The sequence below is a fragment of the Paraburkholderia caballeronis genome (assembly GCF_900104845.1).
Taxonomy (GTDB): domain Bacteria; phylum Pseudomonadota; class Gammaproteobacteria; order Burkholderiales; family Burkholderiaceae; genus Paraburkholderia; species Paraburkholderia caballeronis.
Window position 1 is genome coordinate 287,959 of record NZ_FNSR01000003.1, and the last position, 23,327, is coordinate 311,285.

Annotated in this window: 18 protein-coding genes; all 18 read left to right on the forward strand. The window is 69.9% G+C overall.

Features of this window, described 5'->3' with window-relative positions; genetic code table 11:
• Positions 1-132: 132 nt before the first annotated feature.
• The gene (locus BLV92_RS28095) at positions 133-1,224 is read left to right on the forward strand and encodes a porin (protein ID WP_090551987.1); all 1,092 of its coding nucleotides are present in this window, start codon (positions 133-135) and stop codon (positions 1,222-1,224) included.
• A gap of 214 nt (positions 1,225-1,438) precedes the next feature.
• Positions 1,439-2,848 (forward strand): MFS transporter, encoded by a 1,410-nt coding sequence (locus tag BLV92_RS28100; protein WP_090551990.1) that lies wholly within the window; start codon positions 1,439-1,441, stop codon positions 2,846-2,848.
• A gap of 247 nt (positions 2,849-3,095) precedes the next feature.
• A complete protein-coding gene (gene leuC / locus BLV92_RS28105) occupies positions 3,096-4,523 on the forward strand; it encodes a 3-isopropylmalate dehydratase large subunit (protein ID WP_090551991.1) in 1,428 nt (475 codons plus the stop codon).
• Positions 4,523-5,155, forward strand: coding sequence for a 3-isopropylmalate dehydratase small subunit (leuD, locus tag BLV92_RS28110; RefSeq protein WP_090551994.1), 633 nt, complete (start codon positions 4,523-4,525; stop codon positions 5,153-5,155). The genes leuC and leuD overlap by 1 nt, the downstream gene beginning before the upstream one ends.
• A gap of 79 nt (positions 5,156-5,234) precedes the next feature.
• Positions 5,235-6,881: a methyl-accepting chemotaxis protein gene (locus tag BLV92_RS28115; protein ID WP_090551996.1), complete on the forward strand. Its 1,647-nt coding sequence runs from the start codon at positions 5,235-5,237 to the stop codon at positions 6,879-6,881.
• A 153-nt stretch (positions 6,882-7,034) separates the two neighbouring features.
• The gene (locus BLV92_RS28120) at positions 7,035-8,393 is read left to right on the forward strand and encodes an MFS transporter (protein WP_090551999.1); all 1,359 of its coding nucleotides are present in this window, start codon (positions 7,035-7,037) and stop codon (positions 8,391-8,393) included.
• Between the two features lie 512 nt (positions 8,394-8,905).
• Complete coding sequence (locus BLV92_RS28125) at positions 8,906-9,952, forward strand: ABC transporter substrate-binding protein (protein WP_090552002.1); 1,047 nt, start codon at positions 8,906-8,908, stop codon at positions 9,950-9,952.
• Between the two features lie 43 nt (positions 9,953-9,995).
• Positions 9,996-11,030, forward strand: a complete 1,035-nt coding sequence (locus BLV92_RS28130) for an aromatic ring-hydroxylating oxygenase subunit alpha (protein ID WP_090552004.1) — start codon at positions 9,996-9,998, stop codon at positions 11,028-11,030.
• Positions 11,031-11,032: 2 nt separating this feature from the next.
• Positions 11,033-11,866 carry an ABC transporter ATP-binding protein gene (locus BLV92_RS28135; protein WP_090552007.1) on the forward strand — a complete coding sequence of 278 codons (834 nt, stop codon included), beginning with the start codon at positions 11,033-11,035 and terminating at the stop codon, positions 11,864-11,866.
• Entirely contained in the window at positions 11,863-12,714 is an 852-nt protein-coding gene (locus tag BLV92_RS28140) for an ABC transporter permease (RefSeq protein WP_090552008.1), read from the forward strand. The genes BLV92_RS28135 and BLV92_RS28140 overlap by 4 nt, the downstream gene beginning before the upstream one ends.
• Positions 12,715-12,768: 54 nt before the next feature.
• Positions 12,769-14,199, forward strand: coding sequence for an amidohydrolase family protein (locus BLV92_RS28145; protein WP_090552011.1), 1,431 nt, complete (start codon positions 12,769-12,771; stop codon positions 14,197-14,199).
• 154 nt (positions 14,200-14,353) lie between these two features.
• Positions 14,354-15,364, forward strand: a complete 1,011-nt coding sequence (gene deoC, locus BLV92_RS28150; protein WP_090553120.1) for a deoxyribose-phosphate aldolase — start codon at positions 14,354-14,356, stop codon at positions 15,362-15,364.
• 8 nt (positions 15,365-15,372) lie between these two features.
• Complete coding sequence (locus tag BLV92_RS28155; RefSeq protein WP_090552012.1) at positions 15,373-17,775, forward strand: aldehyde dehydrogenase family protein; 2,403 nt, start codon at positions 15,373-15,375, stop codon at positions 17,773-17,775.
• A 62-nt stretch (positions 17,776-17,837) separates the two neighbouring features.
• Complete coding sequence (locus tag BLV92_RS28160; RefSeq protein ID WP_090552015.1) at positions 17,838-18,311, forward strand: RbsD/FucU family protein; 474 nt, start codon at positions 17,838-17,840, stop codon at positions 18,309-18,311.
• Complete coding sequence (gene rbsK, locus BLV92_RS28165) at positions 18,308-19,297, forward strand: ribokinase (protein WP_090552016.1); 990 nt, start codon at positions 18,308-18,310, stop codon at positions 19,295-19,297. Before BLV92_RS28160 ends, rbsK begins: the two co-directional genes overlap by 4 nt.
• Before the next feature lie 90 nt (positions 19,298-19,387).
• Positions 19,388-20,410, forward strand: a complete 1,023-nt coding sequence (locus BLV92_RS28170; RefSeq protein ID WP_090552019.1) for an ABC transporter permease — start codon at positions 19,388-19,390, stop codon at positions 20,408-20,410.
• 305 nt (positions 20,411-20,715) lie between these two features.
• Positions 20,716-21,720 (forward strand): autoinducer 2 ABC transporter substrate-binding protein, encoded by a 1,005-nt coding sequence (locus BLV92_RS28175; RefSeq protein ID WP_090552021.1) that lies wholly within the window; start codon positions 20,716-20,718, stop codon positions 21,718-21,720.
• A 74-nt stretch (positions 21,721-21,794) separates the two neighbouring features.
• The gene (locus BLV92_RS28180) at positions 21,795-23,327 is read left to right on the forward strand and encodes a sugar ABC transporter ATP-binding protein (RefSeq protein WP_090552023.1); all 1,533 of its coding nucleotides are present in this window, start codon (positions 21,795-21,797) and stop codon (positions 23,325-23,327) included.

The following is a 23,327-nucleotide window of genomic DNA, read 5'->3' on the forward strand; positions in this document are numbered from 1 at the left end:
CGAATTGAAGCCGTTAAACTTTGCCGGGCATCAAGGAACCGGGGTTGACTCAACCGCATATCGAAGTTCCGCCCTGCATGAAGCCGGCCCGCGTGGGAGGCCGGCCCACGATAAAAACATTGGAGACATCCGTTGAGAATTCGTCTGTTCGCGGGCGGTTGCGCCGCACTCCTTAGCTGCCCCGTCATGGCCCAGTCGTCCGTTACGCTTTATGGCAGCATCGACGTCGGCGTCGATTTCGTGTCGAACTCGAACGGCAGCCGCCTGATCCAGGAGTCGGCGGGCAAGCGCCAGCCGGACCGCTGGGGCCTGCTCGTGAAAGAGGCGCTCGGCGGCGGCAACACCGCGTTCGCGCGGCTCGAATCGGGCTTCCAGACGAACACCGGCGCGCAGATCAACCCGACCAGCTTCTTCAACCGCGAAGCGTACGTGGGTCTGTCGAACGACCGGCTGGGCTCGATCAGCCTGGGTAACATCAACGACTACATCTATCAGTACGTCGGCCGGCTGAACAACGCGATCCCGGGTATTTCGTCGTTCTACACGCCGGGCAACCTGGACGGCCTCGCGAATTCGCATGCGATGAACAACTCGGTGAAGTACGAGACGATCAACTGGCGCGGCTTCCAGGCGGGCGTGATGAACGCGTTCGGCAACCAGGCCGGCAACTTCAGCGCCGGCCGCCAGTACAGCGTCGGCGCGCAGTACGCGAACGACACGGTGAAGTTCGGCGTCGGCTACACGATGTCCCACAACCGGACCGCGGACGTGTTCGGCACCTTCAGCCTGTCGTCGCTGCTCGGCCAGCCGCTGAAGCAGGGCACGATGTTCAACGCGAGCCGCTACAGCACGCTCGCGGTCGGCGGCTCGGTGAAGATCGGCTATTTCACGCCGCACGCGACGTATTCGGGCGTCGAGCTGGAGAACGACCACGGCTCGGCGAAGCTGAACAACTATCAGGCCGGCGTGAACATCGACCTGAGCGGCGGCGCGAGCTTCTACGTGCTCGGCATTTCGTACGGCCACTCGACGTTCGAAGGGCTCGCGCTGAACCAGTACAACCTGTTCCTGACGCACTACCTGTCGAAGAGCACGCAGGTCTATGCGGGCGTGGGCCTGCTGCGCGCGTCGGGACCGGATGCGCGCGCCGCGCAGTTCGGCTATCAGGCGTCGACGAGCGGCAGCCAGACGGTCGGCCGCATCGGCGTCAATCACATGTTCTGACGTGGGAGGCGACATGGTGCGATGAGACGGGACGCAAACGGATCGATTCACCTGGTTTCGATCTCTTCATCGCCTTCCTTTGATTGAGCCAGGCCCGGCAGCCGCGACGCGGGGCTGCCGGGCCTCGCGTCGCCACGAGGGGCATCAGGAGCAACGACGCCACGCGCGGACGGCCAACCGGGCCGCACGGCGGGGCGAAGCAAATGGAACACACATGGAAGCAAACCGGACTTTCAATATCGCGACACTGATAGAAGAGCAGAAGACGGGGCGCTTCGCCGTCGGCCTGCTGTTCTGGTGTTTCCTCGTCATGCTGATGGACGGCTACGACCAGACGGCCGTGTCGTTCGCGGCGCCCGCGATCATCAAGGACTGGCACGTCTCGCGCGGCGGCTTCGGGCCGGTGTTCGGCGCGGGCCTGTTCGGCACGCTGATCGGCTCGTTCATCTTCGGATATCTCGGCGACCGGCTCGGCCGCAAGAGGGCGATCGTGATGGGCAGCCTGTTCTTCGGGTTGCTGACGTTCGCGTCGGTGTGGGTCACGTCGCTGCACGAACTGATGCTGCTGCGCTTTCTCGCCGGCATCGGGATGGGCGGCGTGGTGCCGAACGCGGTTGCGCTGGTGGCCGAATACGCGCCGAAGCGGCTGCGCGCCACGTGGGTCACGCTGATGTTCTCCGGTTTCTCGATCGGCGCCGGTTCGGGCGGCCTCGTGTCGTCCGCGCTGATCCACCGCTTCGGCTGGCCGGTGATGTTCGTCGTCGGCGGCGGCGGGTCGCTCGTCGTGGCGCTGCTGCTGATGTTCACGCTGCCCGAATCCGCGAAGCTGCTGGTCGTGCGCCAGCGCGGCATCGACACGGTGCGCCGCCTCGTCGCGCGGCTGCGTCCGGAGCTGAACATTCCGGCCGACGCGCTGTTCGTGCCGGGCGAGGTGCAGGAGAAGCAGCGTTTCGTGCTGAAGCTGATCTTCTCGGACGGCCTCGCCGCGATCACGCCGCTGCTGTGGATCGTGTTCATCGCGAACTCGATGGCGTTGTACTTCCTGCAGAACTGGCTGCCGGTGCTGATCGAGGGCATGGGCATCGATCCGCGCGGCGCGGGGCTCATCACCGCGATGTTCTCGGTCGGCGGCGTGATCGGCGGGCTGATCCTGTGCCGCTTCGTCGACCGCCACGGCGTGCTCGCGATCATCTCGCTGCCGGCGATCGGCTTTCCGGTCGTCGCGCTGCTCGGGCACGGCTCGTCGCAGACCTGGCTGATGGTCGCGGTGTTCGCGGCGGGCTTCTGCGTGGTCGGCGCGCAATACGGGCTGTACGCGGTGGCCGGGATGATCTATCCGACGTCGTTCCGCTCGGCGGGCGTCGGCAGCGCGATTTCGGTCGGCAAGATCGGCTCGGTGTCGGGGCCGGTGATCGGCGGGCTGCTGCTGTCGATGCATCTGCCGATCACGCAGCTGTTCTATTCGGCGTCGCTGCTGTTCCTCGTGGCCGCCGTGTTCTCGACGGTGCTGGCGATGCTGTATCGCGGCCGCTTCGGCGCGCAGCACGCAGCGGATGCGGCAGCGGCTGTCACGGCGGCGGCCGCCGTCGATCCGCTGCGGCGTCCGCTCGCGCGCGACTCGTGAGGTGACGCGACCGGCGACGCGCCGCTCGCGATAGCGCGCGGCGCGCGCGGGCGGACGCCGTGGCGACACGCCTGACTGTCCGGTGAGACACGCGGCAACGACTGCCGCCGGCGTCGCGCGCCGGTACGAAACGACCTGAAACACCTGTGGCCCGCCGCCCGTCGCGGCGGCGGGACGCGACACGTCCGTTGCTTCCGTGACGGACGCGGCCGGCGGCCGGCGAGCGGCCGCAGCGAGGAAGAACCCGATGAGCCAGACGCTATACGACAGGATTTTCGACGCGCATGCGGTGCGCACCGACGCGGACGGCACGACGCTGCTGTACGTGGACCGCCATCTGCTGAACGAGGTGACGAGCCCGCAGGCGTTCGAGTCGCTGCAACGCGAGGGCCGCCCGGTGTGGCGGCCGCATGCGAATCTCGCGGTCGCGGATCACAACGTGCCGACCACCGACCGCCGCCACGGCATCGCGGACCCGATCTCGAAGATCCAGGTCGACGCGCTGCGCGATAACTGCGAACGCAACGGCATCGCGCACTACGGGATGGACGACGCGCGCCAGGGCATCGTGCACGTCGTCGGCCCGGAACTCGGCAGCACGCTGCCGGGCATGACGATCGTCTGCGGCGATTCGCACACCAGCACGCACGGCGCGCTGGGCGCGCTCGCGTTCGGCATCGGCACGTCGGAGATCGAGCACGTGCTCGGCACGCAGACGCTCATTACGCGCCGCAGCCGCACGATGCGCGTGACGATCGAAGGCGCGCTGCCGGCGGGCTGCACCGCGAAGGACGTCGCGCTCGCGGTGATCGGCGCGCTCGGCACGGCAGGCGGCACCGGCTACGCGATCGAATTCGCGGGGCCGGTGGTGCGCGCGCTGTCGATGGAAGGGCGGATGACGTTGTGCAACATGTCGATCGAGGCGGGCGCGCGCGCCGGCCTCGTCGCGGTGGACGACACCACGCTCGACTACTGCCGCGCGCGTCCGTATGCGCCGCAGGGCGACGCATGGACGAACGCGGAACGCGCGTGGCGGATGCTGCGTTCGGACGACGACGCGCGCTTCGACGCGGAGTTCGCGCTCGACGTGTCGTCGCTGGTCCCGCAGGTGACGTGGGGCACGTCGCCCGAGATGGTGACGGGCATCGACGGCCGCGTGCCGGACCCGGCGGACCTCGCCGACGCCGGACGGCGCGCGTCGTATGCGCGCGCGCTCGACTACATGGGCCTCGCAGCGGGTACGCGGATCGATTCGATCGAGATCGACAAGGTGTTCATTGGCTCGTGCACGAACGGCCGGCTCGACGACCTGCGCGCGGCCGCCGCGGTGCTGCGCGCGGCGGGCGGCAGACTCGCGCCGAACGTGCGGCTGGCGCTCGCGGTGCCGGGCTCGCAGCAGGTGAAGCGCGACGCGGAGGCCGAGGGGCTGCACGAGGTGTTCGTCGCGGCCGGCTTCGAATGGCGCGAGCCGGGCTGCTCGATGTGCCTCGCGATGAATCCCGACCGGCTCGAACCGGGCGAGCGCGTCGCGTCGACGTCGAACCGCAATTTCGAGGGACGCCAGGGCGCGGGCGGCCGCTCGCATCTGGTGAGCCCGGCGATGGCGGCGGCCGCCGCGCTCGCGGGCCGTTTCGCCGACGTTCGGCAAATCGTTTGCGCAGCCGGGGATCGCTGATGGAGCCGCTCGTTTCCCACGAAGGACTCGTGGCGCCGCTGGACCGCGACAACGTCGACACCGACGCGATCATGCCGAAGCAGTTCATGAAGTCGATCGCGCGGACCGGCTTCGGCCCGTACCTGTTCGACGAATGGCGCTACCGCGACCCCGGCTATTACGGCAAGCCGGCGGCCGGGCGCACGCCCGAGCCCGGCTTCGTGCTGAACCAGCCGCGTTACGCGGGCGCATCCGTGCTGCTCGCGCGGCGCAACTTCGGCTGCGGCAGTTCGCGCGAACATGCGCCGTGGGCGCTGCATCAGTACGGTTTTCGCGTGCTGATCGCCGAAAGTTTCGCGGACATCTTCTTCAACAACTGCTGCAAGAACGGGCTGCTGCCGGTCCGGCTCGACGCCGCGCGGATCGACCGGCTGATGGCGGCCGTCGATGCGTCGCCGGGCTACCGGCTGCGCGTCGATCTGGCGGCGCAGACGGTGACGACGCCGGACGGCGACGCGCTGGCATTCGACCTCGCGCCCGCGCTGAAGACGCTGCTGCTCGAAGGACTCGACGAAACCGGCGCGACGCTCGCGCACGCCGACGCGATCCGCGCGTTCGAGGCCGCGCATCTCGAACGGTCGCCGTGGCTCTAGCGCCGCCCGCGCCGTGCCGCCTGCTCTGCCGACGCGTTTCTCCAACGACTAGAACGATTATGAAGCCGAGGTCCATGCCATGACGTCCATCACCGCCGCCGCCGTCGTCCCGAGCGGCGCGCCCGCATTGCACGCCGCGCCCGCATCGCCCGCTGCGCACGACGACCGGGCCGCGCGCCGCAGGACGATGTCGCTGCAGGCCCGCATCGCGCTGACGATGGCGCTGCTGGCGGCGCTGATGACGGCGATCGGCGGGCTCGGCCTTGCCGGCGCATGGCGCGCGAATCGCGCGAATCAGGATACCTACGAGAACAAGCTGACCGCGGCCGTGCACATCGGCAACGCGGAACTGCTGATCGCGCGCACGCGGCTCGTGCTCGGCGGCGCGATGGCGCAGCCGGACGGCCCGCGCGCGCAGGAGCAGATCGGCCATGCGAGCGAGTTCTTTCGGCAGTCGGACGACGAGTGGCGCAGCTTCGTCGCCGAGCCGCACGAGGACGGCGAAGCGTCGCTGATCGAGGCGGCCAGCCAGCGGCGCGACGCGATGCGCGACGGCATGAACGCGTTCATCGGCGCGCTGAAGGCCGGCGACCGCGCCGCCGCGCAGCAGATCGGCACGTCGCGGCTCAGCCCGCTGTTCAACGACATGAGCGGCGCGAACGACCAGTTGAAGCGCACGCTGTACGCGAACGCGAAGCGCAGCTACGACGCGGCGGAACGCTACTTCCATCTGTTCTTCACCGCGTCGGCCGTGATGATCGCGTTCGGCGTCGCGACGGCCGCGTTCAGCTGGTTCTCGCTGCGCCGCGCGATCATGAAGCCGCTGAACGACGCGCTCGCGCACTTCGACGCGATCGCGGCCGGCGACCTCGGCCGCCCGATCGGACGTTATCGCGACGACGAGATGGGACGCCTGCTCGGCGGCCTGCGCAACATGCAGGCGCAACTCGCGCAGACCGTGACGGCGGTGCGCGACAGTTGCCGTTCGATCGGCGCGGCGACCGGCGAGATCGCGGCCGGCACGCTCGACCTGTCGTCGCGCACCGAGGAACAGGCGGCGTCGCTCGAACAGACCGCCGCGAGCATGACCGAGCTGACCGAGACCGTGCGCCAGAACGCGGCGCGCGCGCGGGACGCGCACACGATCGCGGACGACGCGTCGGCGGCGGCGCGCGACAGCAGCGGCGCGATCGCGCGCGTCAGCGACACGATGGGCCGGATCGAGGCGAGCGCGCGCAAGATCGCGGACATCACCGGGATCATCGAAGGGATCGCGTTCCAGACCAACATCCTCGCGCTGAACGCGGCGGTCGAGGCGGCGCGGGCCGGCGCGCACGGCCGCGGTTTCGCGGTGGTGGCGTCCGAGGTGCGCTCGCTCGCGCAGCACGCGTCGACGGCCGCGAAGGAGATCGGCGAACTGATCGGCGGCTCGGTCGGCGCGGCGGCCGACGGCACGCGCCAGGTGGCCGACGCGGAGCAGTCGATCGGCCGCATCCTCGACGCCGCGCAGCGCTTCGCGGACATGATGGGCGGCATCGCGGACGCCGCCGACCAGCAGCGCACCGGCATCGAACAGGTCGATGCCGCGATCAACCTGATGGACTCGATCACGCAGCAGAACGCGGCGCTCGTCGAAGAGGCGAGCGCGGCGGCGCAGGCGCTCGACCAGCAGTCGCAGGAACTCGGCCGGCAGGTCGCGCGGTTTAGCGTCGGACAGACGGCGTAGCGCCGGAAGACGACAGCACGATAACGACAACAGCAAGGAGACAGGAATGAACCGATACGTGCAATGCCGCATGGCGATCGTGGCGCTCGTGACGATGGCCGCGCAGCCGACGCGGATGACGCGGATGACCCTCGGCGAGCGCGAGGTGGCGCGATGAACCCCACGGCGACGAACGTCGCGACCGTCGACGTAACCGCGCTGATCGAGCGGCAGAAGCTCGGCGGCTTCGCGGCCGGCCTGATCGCATGGTGTTTCCTGATCGTGCTGATCGACGGCTACGACCAGGTGGCGGCGGCATTTTCCGCGCCCGCGCTGATCCGCGCATGGCACGCGGATGCCGCCACGTTCGGCCGCGTGTTCGGCATCGGCCTGTTCGGCGTGCTGGTCGGTTCGCTGCTGCTCGGCTTCAGCGGCGACCGCTTCGGCCGCCGGCTGACGATCATCTACGGCTCGTTGTGGTTCGGGCTGCTGACGCTCGCGTGCGGTTACGCCACGTCGATCGAGCAGTTGACCGTGCTGCGTTTTCTGGCCGGCATCGGGATGGGCGGCGTCGTGCCGAACACCGTCGCGCTGGTGTCCGAATACGCGCCGAAAGCGCGCCGCGCGACGTGGATCACGCTGATGTTCTCCGGCTTCTCGATCGGCGCGGGCGGCGGCGGGGCCGTCGCGTCGTGGCTATTGCCGCGCTTCGGCTGGCCGGTGCTGTTCGGGGTCGGCGGCGCGGCCGCGATCGTCGTCGCGCTCGCGTCGTTCGCGCTGCTGCCCGAATCGATCCGCTTCCTGATCCTGAACGGCGGCGCGACGCCGCGCATCGCCCGCATCGCGAAGCGGCTCGGCGCGCGCGTCGACACCGACGCGCCGGAGCATGCGGTGCGTTACGTCGTCGACGACGAAGTGCGGGTGCGCGCGAGCCCCGCCGCGCTGTTCGGCAGCGGCCTCGCATACGTGACGCCGCTGTTGTGGGCGCTGTTCGTGCTGAACTCGCTCGCGCTGCATTTCCTGCAGAACTGGCTGCCGATCCTGTTCGGCATGAACCTGCTCGCGCCCGCGCGCGCCGCCCAGGTCGCGATGATGTTCCCGGTCGGCGGCACGGTCGGCGCGCTCGCGTTGAGCCGCTGCGTGGATCGTTACGGCATCGCGGTGATCCTGCTGCTCGCGGTGGTCGGCTGTCCGGTCGCCGCCTCGCTCGGCATGGCGATGCCGCTGCCGTGGCTGTTCGCCGCCGTGTTCGTGAGCGGCGTCTGCGTGATCGGCAGCCAGTTCGCGCTGTATGCGGTGGCCGGCATCGTTTATCCGACCGCGCTGCGCTCGGCCGGCGTCGGCTCCGCGATCGGCATCGGCAAGCTCGGCTCGGTCGTCGGCTCGATGCTCGGCGGCGTGCTGCTCGCGATGCATCTGCCGCTCGCGACGCTGTTCGCGAATGTGTCCACGGTGTTCGTGTTCATCGCGCTGCTGGTCGTGCTGCTCGGATGGAGCCGGCGGCGCGCGGTGCGGCGGGCGGCGGCGGTTTGAGCGCAAGTTGCCGGCGGCGCGATAACCGAAAGAGGCTGCCGCCGCGCGGGCGGACAACCGCTGCGCCCGCGTCGTGGCCCGCGATGCACTCGCGCGGTGCAGCTGCGCACTTCGAAGGCATCGGCTGCCGCGCGACGGTGCCTGCCGCCGCGCCGGCGCTGCGGCAACCTGCGGCTTTACAGGCATGCGAGCCGCTGGCACGCCCTTCGCTAGATGACGTGCGGAGTATAAGCGGCTAGCGACCGGCTCATCGAGGCCGGCAACGTGGGGCATTGCTCTTGGGGCGCATCGTGCGCCCACGCCGATCGGCGCGACCGACCGGCGTTTGAACGGAACCGTCGGGTTCCGCCAACGAGGAGCGTGCGATGCAGTTGCCCCGTATCTTTTCCGACGTCCTTCATGCCGTCCCGGCAGTCGTGCGCCCGTGCGTGCGCCCATGCTGTGCGCGGCGCACGCGGTCGCCGGCCGTTCCCGTTGTCGTCCCCCCACGGCTTACATCAGGGAGTTCATCCATGCCGATCCTTCAGCCGGTCGTCCGGCGTCTTGCGTCCTTCATTCGTGCGCGCGTTCGCGGCGGCCGCGCCGCGCGGCGGGCCGCCATCTGTTCAGCCCTCCTTTCGTTCGCGCTGTTCGCGGCCGCTCCCGCGCGCGCCGCCGACCCGGTGACGGTGCTGACGAGCTGGTACGCGCAGGCCGAGCACGGCGGTTTTTATCAGGCGCTCGCGACCGGCATCTACCGCAAGTACGGTCTCGACGTGACGATCCGGATGGGCGGCCCGCAGGTCAACGGCATGCAGCTGCTCGCGGCCGGCCGCGCCGATTTCATTCTCGGCTACGACTTCCAGGTGCTGTCCGGCGTCGAGTCCGGCATTCCGGTGACGACCGTCGCCGCGTCGTTTCAGTTCGATCCGCAGGGGATGCTGACGCACGACGACGTGACGAGCCTCGCCGGACTGAAGGGCAAGACGATCCTCGTCGCGGGCTCGGGGCAGACCAGCTGGTGGCCGTGGCTGAAGGCGAAGTATGGCTACACCGACGCGCAGACGCGGCCGTACACGTTCAACCTGCAACCGTTCTTCGCGGACGGCAACGTCGCGATGCAGGCGTATCCGTCGTCCGAGCCGTATCAGGCCGGACAGGCGCACGTGAACACGCATTTCTTCCTGTTCGCCGACGACGGTTATCCGCCGTACAACACGACGATCGTCACGATGCGCGACACGGTGAAAGCGAAGCCGGACGTCGTCGCGCGCTTCGTGAAGGCGTCGATGGAAGGCTGGAAGAGTTATCTGGCCGACCCGGCGCCGGGCAACGCGCTGATCCGCAAGGACAACCCGCAGATGACCGACGGCCAGCTCGCCTTCGGCCTCGCGCAGATGAAGAAGCTGCGGCTCGTGACCGGCGGCGATGCGGCGACGCTCGGCATCGGCGCGATGACCGACGCGCGCTGGCAGAAGACCTACGACTACATGGTCGGCGCGAAGCTGCTGAAGCCGTCGGCCGACTGGCGCAGCGCGTACACGCTGCAGTTCATCCAGACCGCGAAGGTGATGCCGTAGCCGCGCGGCTCGCGGATGCCTCGCATAACGAAGGAGTCAGACGATGCTGGTGACCCGTCAAAAAGTCCTGCGGCGTTTCTGGTACGCGGTGATGCCGATGTCGCAGCTCGACAGCGGCCCGCAGCCGTTCACGCTGCTGGGCGAGCCGATCGTGCTGTGGAAGGGCGCGGCCGGCCGGCCGCACGCGCTGCGCGACCGCTGCTGCCATCGCACCGCGAAGCTGTCGAAGGGGTTCGTCGACGGCGACGGCAATATTGCATGCGGCTATCACGGCTGGACCTACGACTGCAGCGGCCGCTGCGTGAAGATTCCGCAGTCGGACGGCGGCGCGATTCCGTCGCGCGCCGTCGTGAACGCGTACCGCTGCGAAGCGCGGTACGGCTACGCATGGGTCGCGCTCGACGAGCCGTTGCAGCCGATCCCCGAGTTTCCGGAGGACGGCGCGCCCGGCTATCGCCGGATCCTGCAGTTCTACGAGCGGTGGAACACGAGTCCGCTGCGGATGATGGAGAACTCGTTCGACAATTCGCACTTCAGCTTCGTGCACAAAGCGAACTTCGGGCTGTTCGACAATCCGAAGCCGTCGAAGTACGAGTTCCGTCCGCACGACTGGGGCTTCGAGGCCGAGACGCACGTGCCGGTGCGCAACCCGCCCGCGAGCCACCGGATCACCGGCACGACTGACGACGTGACGGAGCGGCATCTGCTGAACCGCTGGTTCATGCCGTTCGCGCGGCGCTTCGGCTGCACGTACCCGGCGAGCGGCGTGCATCACATCATCTACAACTGCGCGACGCCGATCGACGACCGCACGCTGATGCTGTCGCAATGGCTGTACCGCAACGACACCGACGACGCGTGTTCCGCGCAGGAGCTGATCGACTGGGACCGGCCGATCACCGACGAGGACCGCGACATTCTGGAGGCGACCGACTACGACGCGTGCATCGACGTGCGGCGCCAGCAGGAATGCCACATGGAGTCTGACCAGCCTGGCCTGCTGATGCGCCGGATGCTGCTCAAGCTGCTCGCCGACCACGGCGAGGCCGAAGTGTTTCGCGACGAACAGGAGGGCTGACGATGGATACCGACGATCGGGTTCCGGCGGCGGGCGGCGTGCCGCTGCTGTCGGTGCAGCGCGTGGACAAGCGTTATCCGAACGGCACGGTCGCGCTGGAGGACGTGCAGCTCGCGATCCAGCCGGGCGAGTTCGTGTCGCTGCTCGGGCCATCCGGGTGCGGCAAGAGCACGCTGCTGAAGATGTTCGCGGGCATCGAGACGCCGACGCACGGCCATCTGCGCTGGTGGGGGCAGCCGTTCGCGACGGTCGGCTCGCCGGGCCGGCGCATGTCGATGGTGTTCCAGGAGGCGACGCTGATGCCGTGGGCGAGCGTGGCCGACAACGTGCGGCTGCCGCTCGATCTCGCGCACGTGCCGCGCCGCGAGGCGGACGAGCGCGTCGCCGACGCGCTCGCGGGCGTCGGCCTTGCGAAGTTCGGCCGCGTGCGGCCGCGCGAGCTGTCGGGCGGCATGCAGATGCGCGCGTCGCTGGCGCGCGCGCTCGTCACCGGGCCGGACCTGCTGCTGCTCGACGAGCCGTTCGGCGCGCTCGACGAGTTCACGCGCAACCGGCTCGACGCGGACCTGCGCGCGCTGTGGCAGCGCAGCGGGATGACGGTGGTGTTCGTCACGCACAGCATCTACGAGGCGGTGTACCTGTCGTCGCGCGTGGTCGTGATGCAGGCGCGGCCGGGCCGCGTGATCGGCGACGTGCGGATCGACGGCCCGCAGCAACGCGGCGACGACTACCGGATGAGCGAGCCGTTCGTGCAGCACTGCCGCGTGCTGTCCGAGCGCATCGAACACGCGCATCGCGCGGCGGCGCACGACGAACCGATGGAGGTGCTGCGATGACCGGCGACGTGCTCCGCTCCGCTTCCGTCGACGAGGTGCGCGGGCGCGGGTCCGCGCCGCGCCGGCCGCTGCTCGCGCGGCCCGGCGTCGCGAAGGCGCTCGCGCCGTGGGTCGTCGGCGTCGCCCTGCTCGCGCTGTGGCAGGGCGCGTGCATGCTGTATCGCGTGCCCGCGTACCTCGTGCCGTCGCCGTCCGCCATCGTCGCGCAGTTCGCGCAGGACGCGCCGCTGCTGTTCGGCAGCCTGCTCGTCACGCTGAAGATCACGCTGCTCGCGTTCGTCTGCGCGACGGTGCTCGGCGTCGCGATCGCGCTGCTGTTCGTGCAGAGCCCGCTGATCGAGGCCAGCCTGTTTCCCTACGCGGTGCTGCTGCAGGTCACGCCGGTCGTCGCGATCGCGCCGCTGATCATCATCTGGGTGAAGGACACGACCGCCGCGCTCGTCGTCTGCGCGACGCTCGTCGCGCTGTTCCCGGTGATCTCGAACACGGCGCTCGGGCTGCGCAGCGTGAACCCCGGCCTCGTGAACCTGTTCCGCATCCATCGCGCGACGCGCTGGCAGACGCTCATGCGCCTGCGCATTCCCTGCGCGCTGCCGTACTTCTTCGGCGGACTCAGGATATCGAGCGGCCTCGCGCTGATCGGCGCGGTCGTCGCGGAATTCGTCGCGGGCACCGGCGGCAGCGGCGCGGGGCTCGCCTACCAGATCCTGCAAGCCGGGTTCCAGTTGAACATCCCGCGGCTCTTCGCGGCGCTCGCGCTCATCACCGTGACCGGCGTGCTGCTGTTCGCGGCGACCGTCTGGCTGTCGCGCGTCGCGCTGCGCGGCTGGCACGACAGCGAGTTATAGCCGTTCCGGCCGTAGCGACCCGGCTATGGCGACCCCGACTTCGAAAGGAGACTCATGAACGAATCCATCCTGATCCGCAACGCCGCCGCGATCATGACCGGCGGCAGCGGCGCCGACGACGACCCCGCGCGCGCCGCCGGCCCGGACATCCGCATCGTCGGCGACACGATCGACGCGATCGGCGCGCTGAGTCCGCAGCGCGGCGAAACGGTTGTCGACGCGACGGACTGCATCGTCTATCCGGCGTGGGTGAACACGCATCACCACCTGTTCCAGTCGCTGCTGAAGGGCGACCGCGCCGGGCTCGACGCGTCGCTGACGCCGTGGCTCGCGGCGACGCCGTACCGCTTTCGCGCGCAGTTCGACGAACGGCGTTTCCGGCTCGCCGCGCGCATCGGCCTGATCGAACTGGCGCGCTCGGGCTGCGCGACCGTGGCGGACCACAACTACGTGTATTACCCGGACATGCCGTTCGACAGCTCGGCGATCCTGTTCGACGAGGCCGACAGGCTCGGGCTGCGCTTCGTGCTGCTGCGGGGCGGCGCGACGCAGACGCGCCAGCTCGAAGCGGAACTGCCGCATGCGTTGCGCGCGGAGTCGTTCGACGCGTATCTCGCGGACATCGAGCGGCTCGCGCATCGGTATCACGACGCGTCGCCGCGCGCGATGCGCCGCGTCGTCGTCGCGCCGACCACCGTGCTGTATTCGATCTCGCCCGCGCAGATGCGCGAGACCGCCGCGTTCGCGCGGCGGCTCGGCTTGCGGCTGCACAGCCACCTGTCGGAGACGGTCGGTTATCAGGACAGCGCGTATGCGATGCACCGGCAGTCGCCGGTCGCGTTCTGCGGCGAGCACGACTGGCTCGGCGACGACGTGTGGTACGCGCACCTGGTGAAACTCGACGTCGACGAAATCGCGCTGCTCGGCGAAACCGGCACCGGCGTCGCGCATTGTCCGCAGAGCAACGGGCGGCTCGGCAGCGGCATCTGCCCGGTGTACGAGCTGGTGCAGGCGGGCGTGCCGGTGTCGATCGGCGTGGACGGCGCGGCGTCGAACGAGGCGGCCGACATGATCTCCGAAGTGCACATGGCGTGGCTCGCGCAGCGCGCGCGGGTCGGCATGGCCGCGCAGCCGCTTTACCGCGGCGGCAGCTTCGAGGGCGGTGCGCATGCGGCGACGGTCGAGGACGCGATCCACTGGGGCACCGCGGGCGGCGCGCGGGTGCTCGGCCTGCCGGAAGTCGGCCGCGTCGCGCCGGGGTATTCGGCGGACCTCGCGATCTACCGGCTCGACGATCCGCGCTACTTCGGGCTGCACGACCCCGCGATCGGGCCGGTCGCGTCCGGCGGCAGGCCGACGCTCGCGGCGCTGTACGCGGCCGGCAGGCGCATCGTGACCGACGACGCGCTCGACGGCGTCGACATGGCCGAACTGGCCCGCGACGCGCGCGCGGCCGTGAAGGAACTGCTCGACGCCGTTGCCTGAGCGCCCGAGGCGCTGCTGAACCTGGAGAACCCCCCGCACCGCCGATGCGCTGCGATCGTCACGCCCTCTTGTTACGATCCTATCAATCGCGGTACGATGTTCGCACGGAATGTGTCAGATTTCTTTCGTGTCGCACCAAATCCAGGTCAGCCGCATGCCTCAAAGCCCTACCCAGACGCCCGCCGTCGTCGCGCTGCACCGCAACGCGGCCGGCGCGTCGGCGCGTAATCCCGGCACGCCGTTCGACGTCTCGCTGTTCGACGGCGTGCGCGTGAACGCTTCCGCCGTCGAGCGCCGCACCGCGACGCTCGCGACGCGCCGCACGCTGAAGCAAAACCCGCAGGCCGCGTGGCTGCTGAAGGCGATCACCTGCATCGACCTGACGACGCTGTCCGGCGACGACACCGAGGGCCGCGTGCGGCGGCTGTGCGCGAAGGCGCGCCAGCCGGTGCGCGACGACCTGCTCGCGGCGCTCGGCATGGCGCCGCACGACATCCGCACCGGCGCGGTGTGCGTGTACCACCGCTTCGTCGCGGCCGCCGTCGATGCGCTCGCGGGCAGCGGCATCCCGGTCGCGGCGGTGTCGACCGGCTTTCCGGCCGGGCTGAACCCGCATCCGCTGAAGCTGCGCGAGATCGACGCGTCGGTCGCGGACGGCGCGAGCGAGATCGACATCGTCGTCACCCGCGAATACGTGCTGACCGGCAACTGGCGCGCGCTGTACGACGAGGTGCGCGAGTTCCGCGCCGCGTGCGGCGACGCGCATCTGAAGGCGATTCTCGCGACCGGCGACATCCGCACGCTGACGAACGTGGCGCGCGCATCGATGGTCTGCATGATGGCCGGCGCGGACTTCATCAAGACCTCCACCGGCAAGGAAGGCGTGAACGCGACGCTCGACGTGTCGCTCGCGATGGTGCGGATGATCCGCGCGTACGAGGACGCGACCGGCCAGCGCGTCGGCTTCAAGCCGGCTGGCGGCGTATCGAGCGCGAAGGCGGTGCTCGGCTACCAGATCCTGATGAAAGAGGAACTCGGGCGCGCGTGGCTCGAACCGGACCTGTTCCGCATCGGCGCGTCGAGTCTGCTGTCCGACATCGAGCGGCAGCTCGAACATCACGTGAGCGGGCGTTATTCGGCGTTCCACCGTCACCCGGCAGCTTGAGCACATCCATGAACCACAGCGTAGCGGAGTACTTTGCATCGATGGACTACGGCCCCGCGCCCGAGGACGACCAGCCGGCGCGCGCATGGCTCGCGCGGCACGCGGACGGCTTCGGCCACTTCGTCGGCGGCGCGTGGCGCGCGGCGCAGGCGGGCGACACGTTCGACACGCGCGAGCCCGCGACCGGCGCGCGGCTCGCGCGTGTCGCGCAGGGCGGCGACGCCGACGTCGACGCCGCGGTGCGCGCCGCGCGCGCGGCGCAGCCCGCGTGGGCGGCGGCCGGCGGCGCGGCCCGCGCGCGCCACCTGTATGCGCTCGCGCGGATGGTGCAGCGGCACAGCCGGCTGTTCGCGGTGCTGGAGGCGCTCGACAACGGCAAGCCGATCCGCGAGACGCGCGACCTCGACGTGCCGCTCGTCGCGCGCCACTTCCTGCATCACGCGGGCTGGGCGCAGCTGCAGGAAGCCGAGTTCGCGGACTATGCGCCGCTGGGGGTGATCGGCCAGATCGTGCCGTGGAATTTTCCGCTCCTGATGCTCGCGTGGAAAATCGCGCCCGCGCTCGCGACCGGCAACTGCGTCGTGCTGAAGCCGGCCGAATACACGCCGCTCACCGCGCTGCTGTTCGCGGAACTCGCGCACGAAGCGGGCCTGCCGCCGGGCGTGCTGAACGTCGTGACCGGCGACGGCCGCACGGGCGCGGCGCTCGTCGCGCACGCGGACGTCGACAAGATCGCGTTCACCGGCTCGACCGAAGTGGGCCGGTCGATCCGCGCGGCGACGGCCGGCACCGGCAAATCGCTGACGCTCGAACTCGGCGGCAAGTCGCCGTTCATCGTGTTCGACGACGCGGACCTCGACGGCGCGGTCGAAGGCGTGGTCGACGCGATCTGGTTCAACCAGGGGCAGGTGTGCTGCGCGGGTTCGCGTCTGCTCGTGCAGGAGGGCGTCGAAGCGCGTTTCCTCGACAAGCTGCGGCGGCGGATGACGACGCTGCGCGTCGGCCGCTCGCTCGACAAGGGCATCGACCTCGGCGCGATCGTCGATCCGGTGCAGCTTGAGCGCATCCGTTCGCTGATGCAGCGCGGCCGCGACGAAGGCGCGGACGTGTGGCAGCCGCCGCAGGTCGCGCTGCCGGACGGCGGCTGTTATTACCCGCCGACGCTCGTGACCGGCGTCGGTCCCGCGTCGCTGCTCGCGCAGGAGGAAATCTTCGGGCCGGTGCTGGTGTCGATGAGCTTCCGCACGCCGGACGACGCGGTCGCGCTCGCCAACAACACGCGCTACGGGCTCGCCGCGAGCGTGTGGACCGAGACGATCGGGCGCGCGCTCGACATCGCGCCGCGCCTCGCGTGCGGCGTCGTGTGGATCAACGCGACCAACCTGTTCGACGCGGCCGTCGGTTTCGGCGGCTATCGCGAATCGGGTTACGGCCGCGAAGGCGGGCGGGAGGGGATTTACGAATATCTGCAACCGCGCGGATGGCTTAGATTCGACGGGCGTCGCGATGCGTCGCCCGCCGCGGAGCGCGATACCGCGTTGCCGTCGCCATCGTCACAACCGCCACGCGCGCCGGTCGATCGCACCGCGAAGCTGTTCGTCGGCGGCAGACAGGTGCGGCCGGACAGCGGTTATTACCTGCCGGTGCATGCGCCGGACGGGCGCGTCGTCGGCGAGGTCGGCGCGGGCAACCGCAAGGACGTTCGCAACGCGGTCGCGGCCGCGCGCGCGGCGGCGGGCTGGTCGGCCGCGAGCGCGCACAACCGCGCGCAGGTGCTGTATTACCTCGCGGAGAACCTGTCGATCCGCGCCGACGAATTCGCGCATCAGGCGACGCTGCGCAGCGGCTCGACCGACGCGGCCGCGCGCGCCGAGGTGGACGCGGCGGTCGCGCGGCTCTTCACGTACGCCGCGTGGGCCGACAAGTTCGACGGCGCGGTGCATGCGCCGCCGCTGCGCGGCGTCGCGCTCGCGATGCACGAGCCGCTCGGCGTGATCGGCATCGCGTGTCCGGACGACGCGCCGCTGCTCGCGCTGGTGTCGCTCGTTGCGCCGGCGCTCGCGATGGGCAACCGCGTGGTCGTGGCGCCGGGAGCGATGCCGCTTGCCGCGACCGATCTGTACCAGGTCGTCGAGACGTCCGACGTGCCGGCCGGCGTGCTGAACGTCGTGACCGGCGAGCGCGCGGCGCTCGTCGCGGCGCTCGCGAAGCACGACGACGTCGACGCGCTGTGGTGCTTCGGCACGGCGGACGAAGCGGCGCTCGCCGAGCGCGAGTCGGTCGGCAACCTGAAGCGCACGTTCGTCGGCCACGGCCGGCGCTTCGACTGGTTCGACCGCGCGTGCGAAGGCCGCGCGTGGCTGCGCGAGGCGGTGCAGACGAAAAACATATGGATTCCGTATGGAGACTGAAGAGGCCCTGCGCAGACCCTGAACGGGCTGCGGCGGACGGACACTGACAGGGAGGAGACACCGTGCTGAAGAATCTGGACCCGCTGTTGAATGCCGATGTGCTGCACGCGCTTGCGTCGATGGGACACGGCGACGATCTGGTGATCTGCGACGCGAACTTTCCGGCCGATTCGGTCGCGCGTCAGACCGCGCTCGGCCGCGTGCTGCGGATCGACGGCGTGGACGCGCCGCGTGCGGTGCGCGCGGTGCTGTCGCTGCTGCCGCTCGACAGTTTCGTCGAGCATCCGGCGCTGCGCATGGAGGTGGTCGGCGAGCCGCACACGCTGCCCGCCGTGCAGCAGGAGGCGCAGCACGAAGTGAACGCGGCCGAGGGGCGCAGCGTGCCGTTCGGTTCGGTCGAACGTTTCGCGTTCTACGATCTCGCGCGCAAGGCCTACTGCGTGATCGCGACCGGCGAGGAACGCGGCTACGGCTGCTTCGTGTTCAGGAAGGGCGTGCTGCTCGCGGCGGACGCGCCGCGCGGGGCGCGGCCATGAGCGCGCCGCTGTCCCATGACGGCGGCGGTGCGAACCAGGGCGGCCGCGTCGTGATCCTCGGCATCTACGTGACGGACCTGACGTTTCGCGCGGCGCGCATGCCGCTGCCCGGCGAGACGATCGGCGGCTCCGCGTTCCGGATGGGGCCGGGCGGCAAGGGCTCGAACCAGGCGGTCGCGGCCGCGCGCGCCGGCGCGGAGGTCGTGTTCTGCACGCGCGTCGGCAACGACGAGTTCGGCGCGATCGCGCGCGCCACGTGGGCGGCCGAGGGCATCACCGCGCGCGCGGGCGTGGCCGATGGCGTCGCGACCGGCGCCGCGCACATCTTCGTGGACGACACCACCGGGCAGAACGCGATCATCGTCGTCGCCGGCGCGGCGGGCACGCTCGGGCCGTCCGACATCGAGGCGATCGAGGACGACATCGCGGCCGCGCAGGTGTTCGTCACGCAGCTCGAACAACCGGTCGACGCGGCGCGGCGCGGACTCGAAACGGCGCGCCGCCATCGCGTGACGACCGTGTTCAATCCGGCGCCCGCGCTGCCGCTCGACGACGCCATCTTCCCGCTGTGCGACTACATCACGCCGAACGAAACCGAGGCGGCGGCGCTGACCGGCGAACGCGTCGACGACGTCGCGAGCGCGCGCCGCGCGGGCGACGCGCTGCTGAAGAAGGGCGTCGGCACCGCGATCGTCACGCTCGGCGAACACGGCGCGCTGCTGCACGGCCCGAACCAGTCGGTGCTGGTGCCGGCGTTCCGCTGCGGTCGCGTGGTCGAAACGGCCGGCGCGGGCGACGGCTTCACCGGCGGTTTCGCGGCGGCGCTCGCGCGCGGGATGGACCCGCAGGCGGCGGTGCGCTTCGGCTGCGCGCTCGCGGGGCTGTCGGTCACGCGGCCCGGCACCGCGCCGTCGATGCCGACGCTCGGCGAGATCCGCGCGCTGCTCGACGCGGCCGGCCCGGCGCTCGCCGCCGCGTCGCAGTAGCCACGGGCGGGGCAGCCGGCCCCAGCAGACAACCCGACGCGAGGCAGCGCGCCCCGCGTTTCGCAGCAACGGAAAGCAGAGGATCGTGCGATGAAGTCATGGACGACACGTGTTTTCGCGGACCGCCAGTTGACCTTCCTGGTCGCGGTGAACGTGCTGGTCGTGCTGGCGGCGACCGCGCTGTCGCGCGGCCAGTTCGTCGGCATCGACAACCTTCAGTCGATGGGCGGGCAGCTGCCCGAACTCGGGCTGCTCGCGCTCGGCATCATGCTGTCGATGATCTCCGGCAACGGCGGGATCGACCTGTCCGGCGTCGGGCTCGCGAACCTGTCCGGCATGGTCGCCGCGCTGGTCGTGCCGCAGTTCGTGAGCGGCGACGACTCGCCGGCGCTGTACACCGCGCTGTTCTGCGCGATCGTCGTCGCGATGGGGCTCGCGGGCGGGCTGCTGAACGGCGTCATCATCGCGCGGCTGCGGCTCACGCCGATCCTCTGCACGCTCGGCACGCAACTGCTGTTCACGGGGCTCGCGGTCGGCATCAGCAACGGCGCGTCGGTGCACGTCGATTACGTCGATCCGCTGTCCGACATCGGCAACGGCACCGTCTGGCAGGTGCCGATCTCGTTCGTGATCTTCGTCGCCGCGCTCGTCGTGCTCGGCTGGGTGCTGTCGCGCAGCGCGTTCGGGCTGCGCCTCTATCTGATGGGCACGAATCCGAAAGCCGCGTTCTACGCGGGCATTCCGCGCGCGCGGATGCTGATCCTCACGTACACCGCCTGCGGCCTGCTCGCGTCGCTCGCGGGGCTCATCAGCGTCACGCACACGCTCAGCGCGAAGTGGGACTACGGCAACTCGTATCTGCTGATCGCGATCCTGATCGCGGTGATGGGCGGCGTGAATCCGTCCGGCGGTTACGGGCGCATCGTCTGCGTGTTCTTCGCGGCGACCGTGCTGCAGCTGCTGTCGAGCCTGTTCAACCTGCTCGGCGTGTCGCAGTTCTTCGGCAACTGCGTGTGGGGCGCGCTGCTGCTCGCGTCGCTCGCGTTCGGCGGCGGCGAGCGGCTGCGCGGGATCTTCGGGTTCGCGCGGGCGGGCGGCGAGCGGGCGCGGTAGTGCGTTGGCCGCGCGCTGCGGGTCGGCTGGCGGCATGAAGGATGGGAAGCGGAAGCAGTCGGTGTAAAGCGGCGGTGCAAGCGACGGTGCAAGCGGTGGTGCGGTGTAACGGCTCGCGGCGAAGGCGTGCGTCGCGGCGGCGGAGGACGGTGCGAAACGAGCAAAACGAGCAAAACGAGCAAAACGCGCAAAACGCGCAAAACGCGCAAAACGCGCAAAACGCGCAAAACGTGCGGGCAGTGACGAAGCAACGGGGCGGCGCGGCGACGCGCGCGTCCATCGACGAACCATAACGGAGACAACGCATGAAACGGAATCGGATCTGCGCAGCGATCGCGGCGGGCGCGCTGGCCGCGGCGGGCATCGGCGCCGCGTACGCGGCCGACAACCAGACGATCGTCACGGTGGTCAAGGTGACGGGCATCAACTGGTTCAACCGGATGGACGACGGCGTGAAGCAGTTCGCGAAGGACAACCCCGGCGTGACCGCGTACCAGACCGGCCCCGGCCAGGCGGACGCCGCGCAGCAGCTGAAGATCATCGAGGACCTGATCGCGAAAAAGGTCAATGCGATCGCGGTCGTGCCGTACGATCCGCCGACGCTCGAACCGGCGCTGAAGAAGGCGATGGACCGCGGCATCAAGGTCGTCACGCACGAGGCCGACAACGCGAAGAACACGATGGTCGACATCGAGGCGTTCGACAACACCGCGTACGGCGCGGGCCTGAACGAGCGGCTCGCGAGCTGCATGCACGGCGACGGCAAGTGGGTGGCGCTGGTCGGCTCGCTCGGCAGCCGCTCGCAGGTGCAGTGGGCGGACGGCGGCATCCAGAACGCGAAGGCGAAGTATCCGAAGATGCAGCTGGTCGAGCCGAAGCTCGAAACCAACAACGACGGCGAGCGCGCGTACGAGGTCGCGAAGGAGGTGCTGCGCAAGCATCCGGACCTGAAGGGTTTCCAGGGCTCGTCGTCGCTCGACGTGATCGGCATCGGCCGCGCGGTCGAGGAGGCGGGCCAGCAGGGCAAGATCTGCGTGTACGGCACCGGCCTGCCGACCGAGGCCGCCAAGTTCCTCGAAAGCGGCGCGATCAACGGCATTGCGTTCTGGGACCCGAAGGAGGCCGGCATCGCGATGAACAAGATCGCGAAGATGCTGATCGACGGCAAGACCGTGAAGGACGGCGACGATCTCGGCATTCCGGGCTACACGAAGGTCACGGTCACGAAGGGGCCGGGCAAGGGCATCATCGTGCGCGGCCAGGGCTGGGTGAACGTCGACAAGTCGAACTACAGGCAGTATCCGTTCTAAGCGCGCGCGAAGGCGGCGCGGGCGCCGTTCGGCCCGCGCCGCCGCCGCGCCGCGCGCCGACAGGGCAAGCGATCATGAATCAGGTGGCATCGGCCGGCCCCTTCCTGCAGGTGGTCGGCATTCACAAACGCTTCACCGGCGTGCATGCGCTGCGCGGCGTGAGCCTTTCGTTCGGGCGCGGGCAGATCTATCACCTGCTCGGCGAGAACGGCTGCGGCAAGAGCACGCTCATCAAGATCATCTCGGGCGCGCAGCCGCCCGACGAAGGCGAGCTGATCGTCGAGGGCGTGAGCCACGCGCGGCTCGGCGCGCTGGAGGCGCTCGCGGCCGGCATCGAGACGGTCTATCAGGACCTGTCGCTGCTGCCGAACATGAGCGTCGCGGAAAACGTCGCGCTGACCGGCGAACTCGCCGCGCACGGCGGCAAGCTCGCGCGCACGTTCGACCGCCGCGCGCTCGCGCGCACCGCGGCGCGCGCGCTCGAAGCGGTCGGCCTGCCCGGCGACCCGGCGTTCCAGGCGACGCTCGTCGAACAGTTGCCGCTCGCGACGCGCCAACTGGTCGCGATCGCGCGCGCGATCGCGAGCGAAGCGAAGTTCGTCATCATGGACGAGCCGACGACGTCGCTCACGCAGAAGGAAGTGGACAACCTGATCGCGGTGCTTGCGAACCTGCGCGCACAGGGCGTGACCGTGCTGTTCGTCAGCCACAAGCTCGACGAGTGTTATGCGATCGGCGGCGAGGTGATCGTGCTGCGCGACGGCCAGAAGGTCGCGCAGGGGCCGATCGGCGACTTCACGAAAGCGCAGATCAGCGAGTTGATGACGGGCCGGCTGCTGTCGAACGAACGGTATCGCGAAGGCGGCGCGGGCCACGACGTCGTGCTGGAGGCGCGCGGCCTCGCGCGCGCAGGGCAGTTCGCGGACGTGTCGTTCACGCTCGCGGCCGGCGAGATACTCGGCATCACCGGCCTGCTCGACTCGGGCCGCAACGAACTGGCGCGCGCGCTCGCCGGCGTCGCGCCCGCGCAGGCCGGCGAGATCCTGCTCGACGGCCAGCCGGTGAAGGTGGCTTCGCCGGCCGACGCGACGCGCCACCGGATCGGCTACGTGCCGGAGGACCGGCTGAACGAAGGGCTCTTTCTCGACAAGCCGATCCGCGACAACGTGATTACCGCGATGATTCCGGCGCTGCGCGGCCGCTTCGGCAGCATCGACCGCGCGCGGGCGGACCGGCTCGCGCGGGAGATCGTCCGCGACCTGCAGATCGCGACGCCCGACGTCGAGCGGCCGGTGCAGTCGCTGTCCGGCGGCAACCAGCAGCGCGTGCTGATCGGCCGCTGGCTCGCGATCGAGCCGCGCGTGCTGATCCTGCACGGACCGACCGTCGGCGTCGACGTCGGCTCGAAGGACATCATCTACCGGATCATGCAGCGCCTCGCGCTGGCGGGCATCGCGACGATCATCATCAGCGACGACCTGCCCGAACTGCTGCAGAACTGCGACCGCATCCTGCTGATGAAGAAGGGGCGCATTGCCGCCGAGTACCGCGCCGACCAGTTGCAGGAAGCGGACCTGTATCACGCCCTCTTGTCGGAGGCCGCCTGA

Bases quoted from the DNA above. Each gene is read 5' to 3' on its own strand.
- BLV92_RS28100 (WP_090551990.1), top strand. From the start codon at position 1,439: ATGGAAGCAAACCGGACTTTCAATATCGCGACACTGATAGAAGAGCAG.
- rbsK (WP_090552016.1), top strand. From the start codon at position 18,308: ATGAGCGCGCCGCTGTCCCATGACGGCGGCGGTGCGAACCAGGGCGGC.
- BLV92_RS28170 (WP_090552019.1), top strand. From the start codon at position 19,388: ATGAAGTCATGGACGACACGTGTTTTCGCGGACCGCCAGTTGACCTTC.
- BLV92_RS28135 (WP_090552007.1), top strand. From the start codon at position 11,033: ATGGATACCGACGATCGGGTTCCGGCGGCGGGCGGCGTGCCGCTGCTG.
- BLV92_RS28155 (WP_090552012.1), top strand. From the start codon at position 15,373: ATGAACCACAGCGTAGCGGAGTACTTTGCATCGATGGACTACGGCCCC.
- BLV92_RS28175 (WP_090552021.1), top strand. From the start codon at position 20,716: ATGAAACGGAATCGGATCTGCGCAGCGATCGCGGCGGGCGCGCTGGCC.
- leuC (WP_090551991.1), top strand. From the start codon at position 3,096: ATGAGCCAGACGCTATACGACAGGATTTTCGACGCGCATGCGGTGCGC.
- BLV92_RS28115 (WP_090551996.1), top strand. From the start codon at position 5,235: ATGACGTCCATCACCGCCGCCGCCGTCGTCCCGAGCGGCGCGCCCGCA.
- BLV92_RS28145 (WP_090552011.1), top strand. From the start codon at position 12,769: ATGAACGAATCCATCCTGATCCGCAACGCCGCCGCGATCATGACCGGC.
- BLV92_RS28120 (WP_090551999.1), top strand. From the start codon at position 7,035: ATGAACCCCACGGCGACGAACGTCGCGACCGTCGACGTAACCGCGCTG.
- leuD (WP_090551994.1), top strand. From the start codon at position 4,523: ATGGAGCCGCTCGTTTCCCACGAAGGACTCGTGGCGCCGCTGGACCGC.
- BLV92_RS28180 (WP_090552023.1), top strand. From the start codon at position 21,795: ATGAATCAGGTGGCATCGGCCGGCCCCTTCCTGCAGGTGGTCGGCATT.
- deoC (WP_090553120.1), top strand. From the start codon at position 14,354: ATGCCTCAAAGCCCTACCCAGACGCCCGCCGTCGTCGCGCTGCACCGC.
- BLV92_RS28130 (WP_090552004.1), top strand. From the start codon at position 9,996: ATGCTGGTGACCCGTCAAAAAGTCCTGCGGCGTTTCTGGTACGCGGTG.
- BLV92_RS28125 (WP_090552002.1), top strand. From the start codon at position 8,906: ATGCCGATCCTTCAGCCGGTCGTCCGGCGTCTTGCGTCCTTCATTCGT.
- BLV92_RS28140 (WP_090552008.1), top strand. From the start codon at position 11,863: ATGACCGGCGACGTGCTCCGCTCCGCTTCCGTCGACGAGGTGCGCGGG.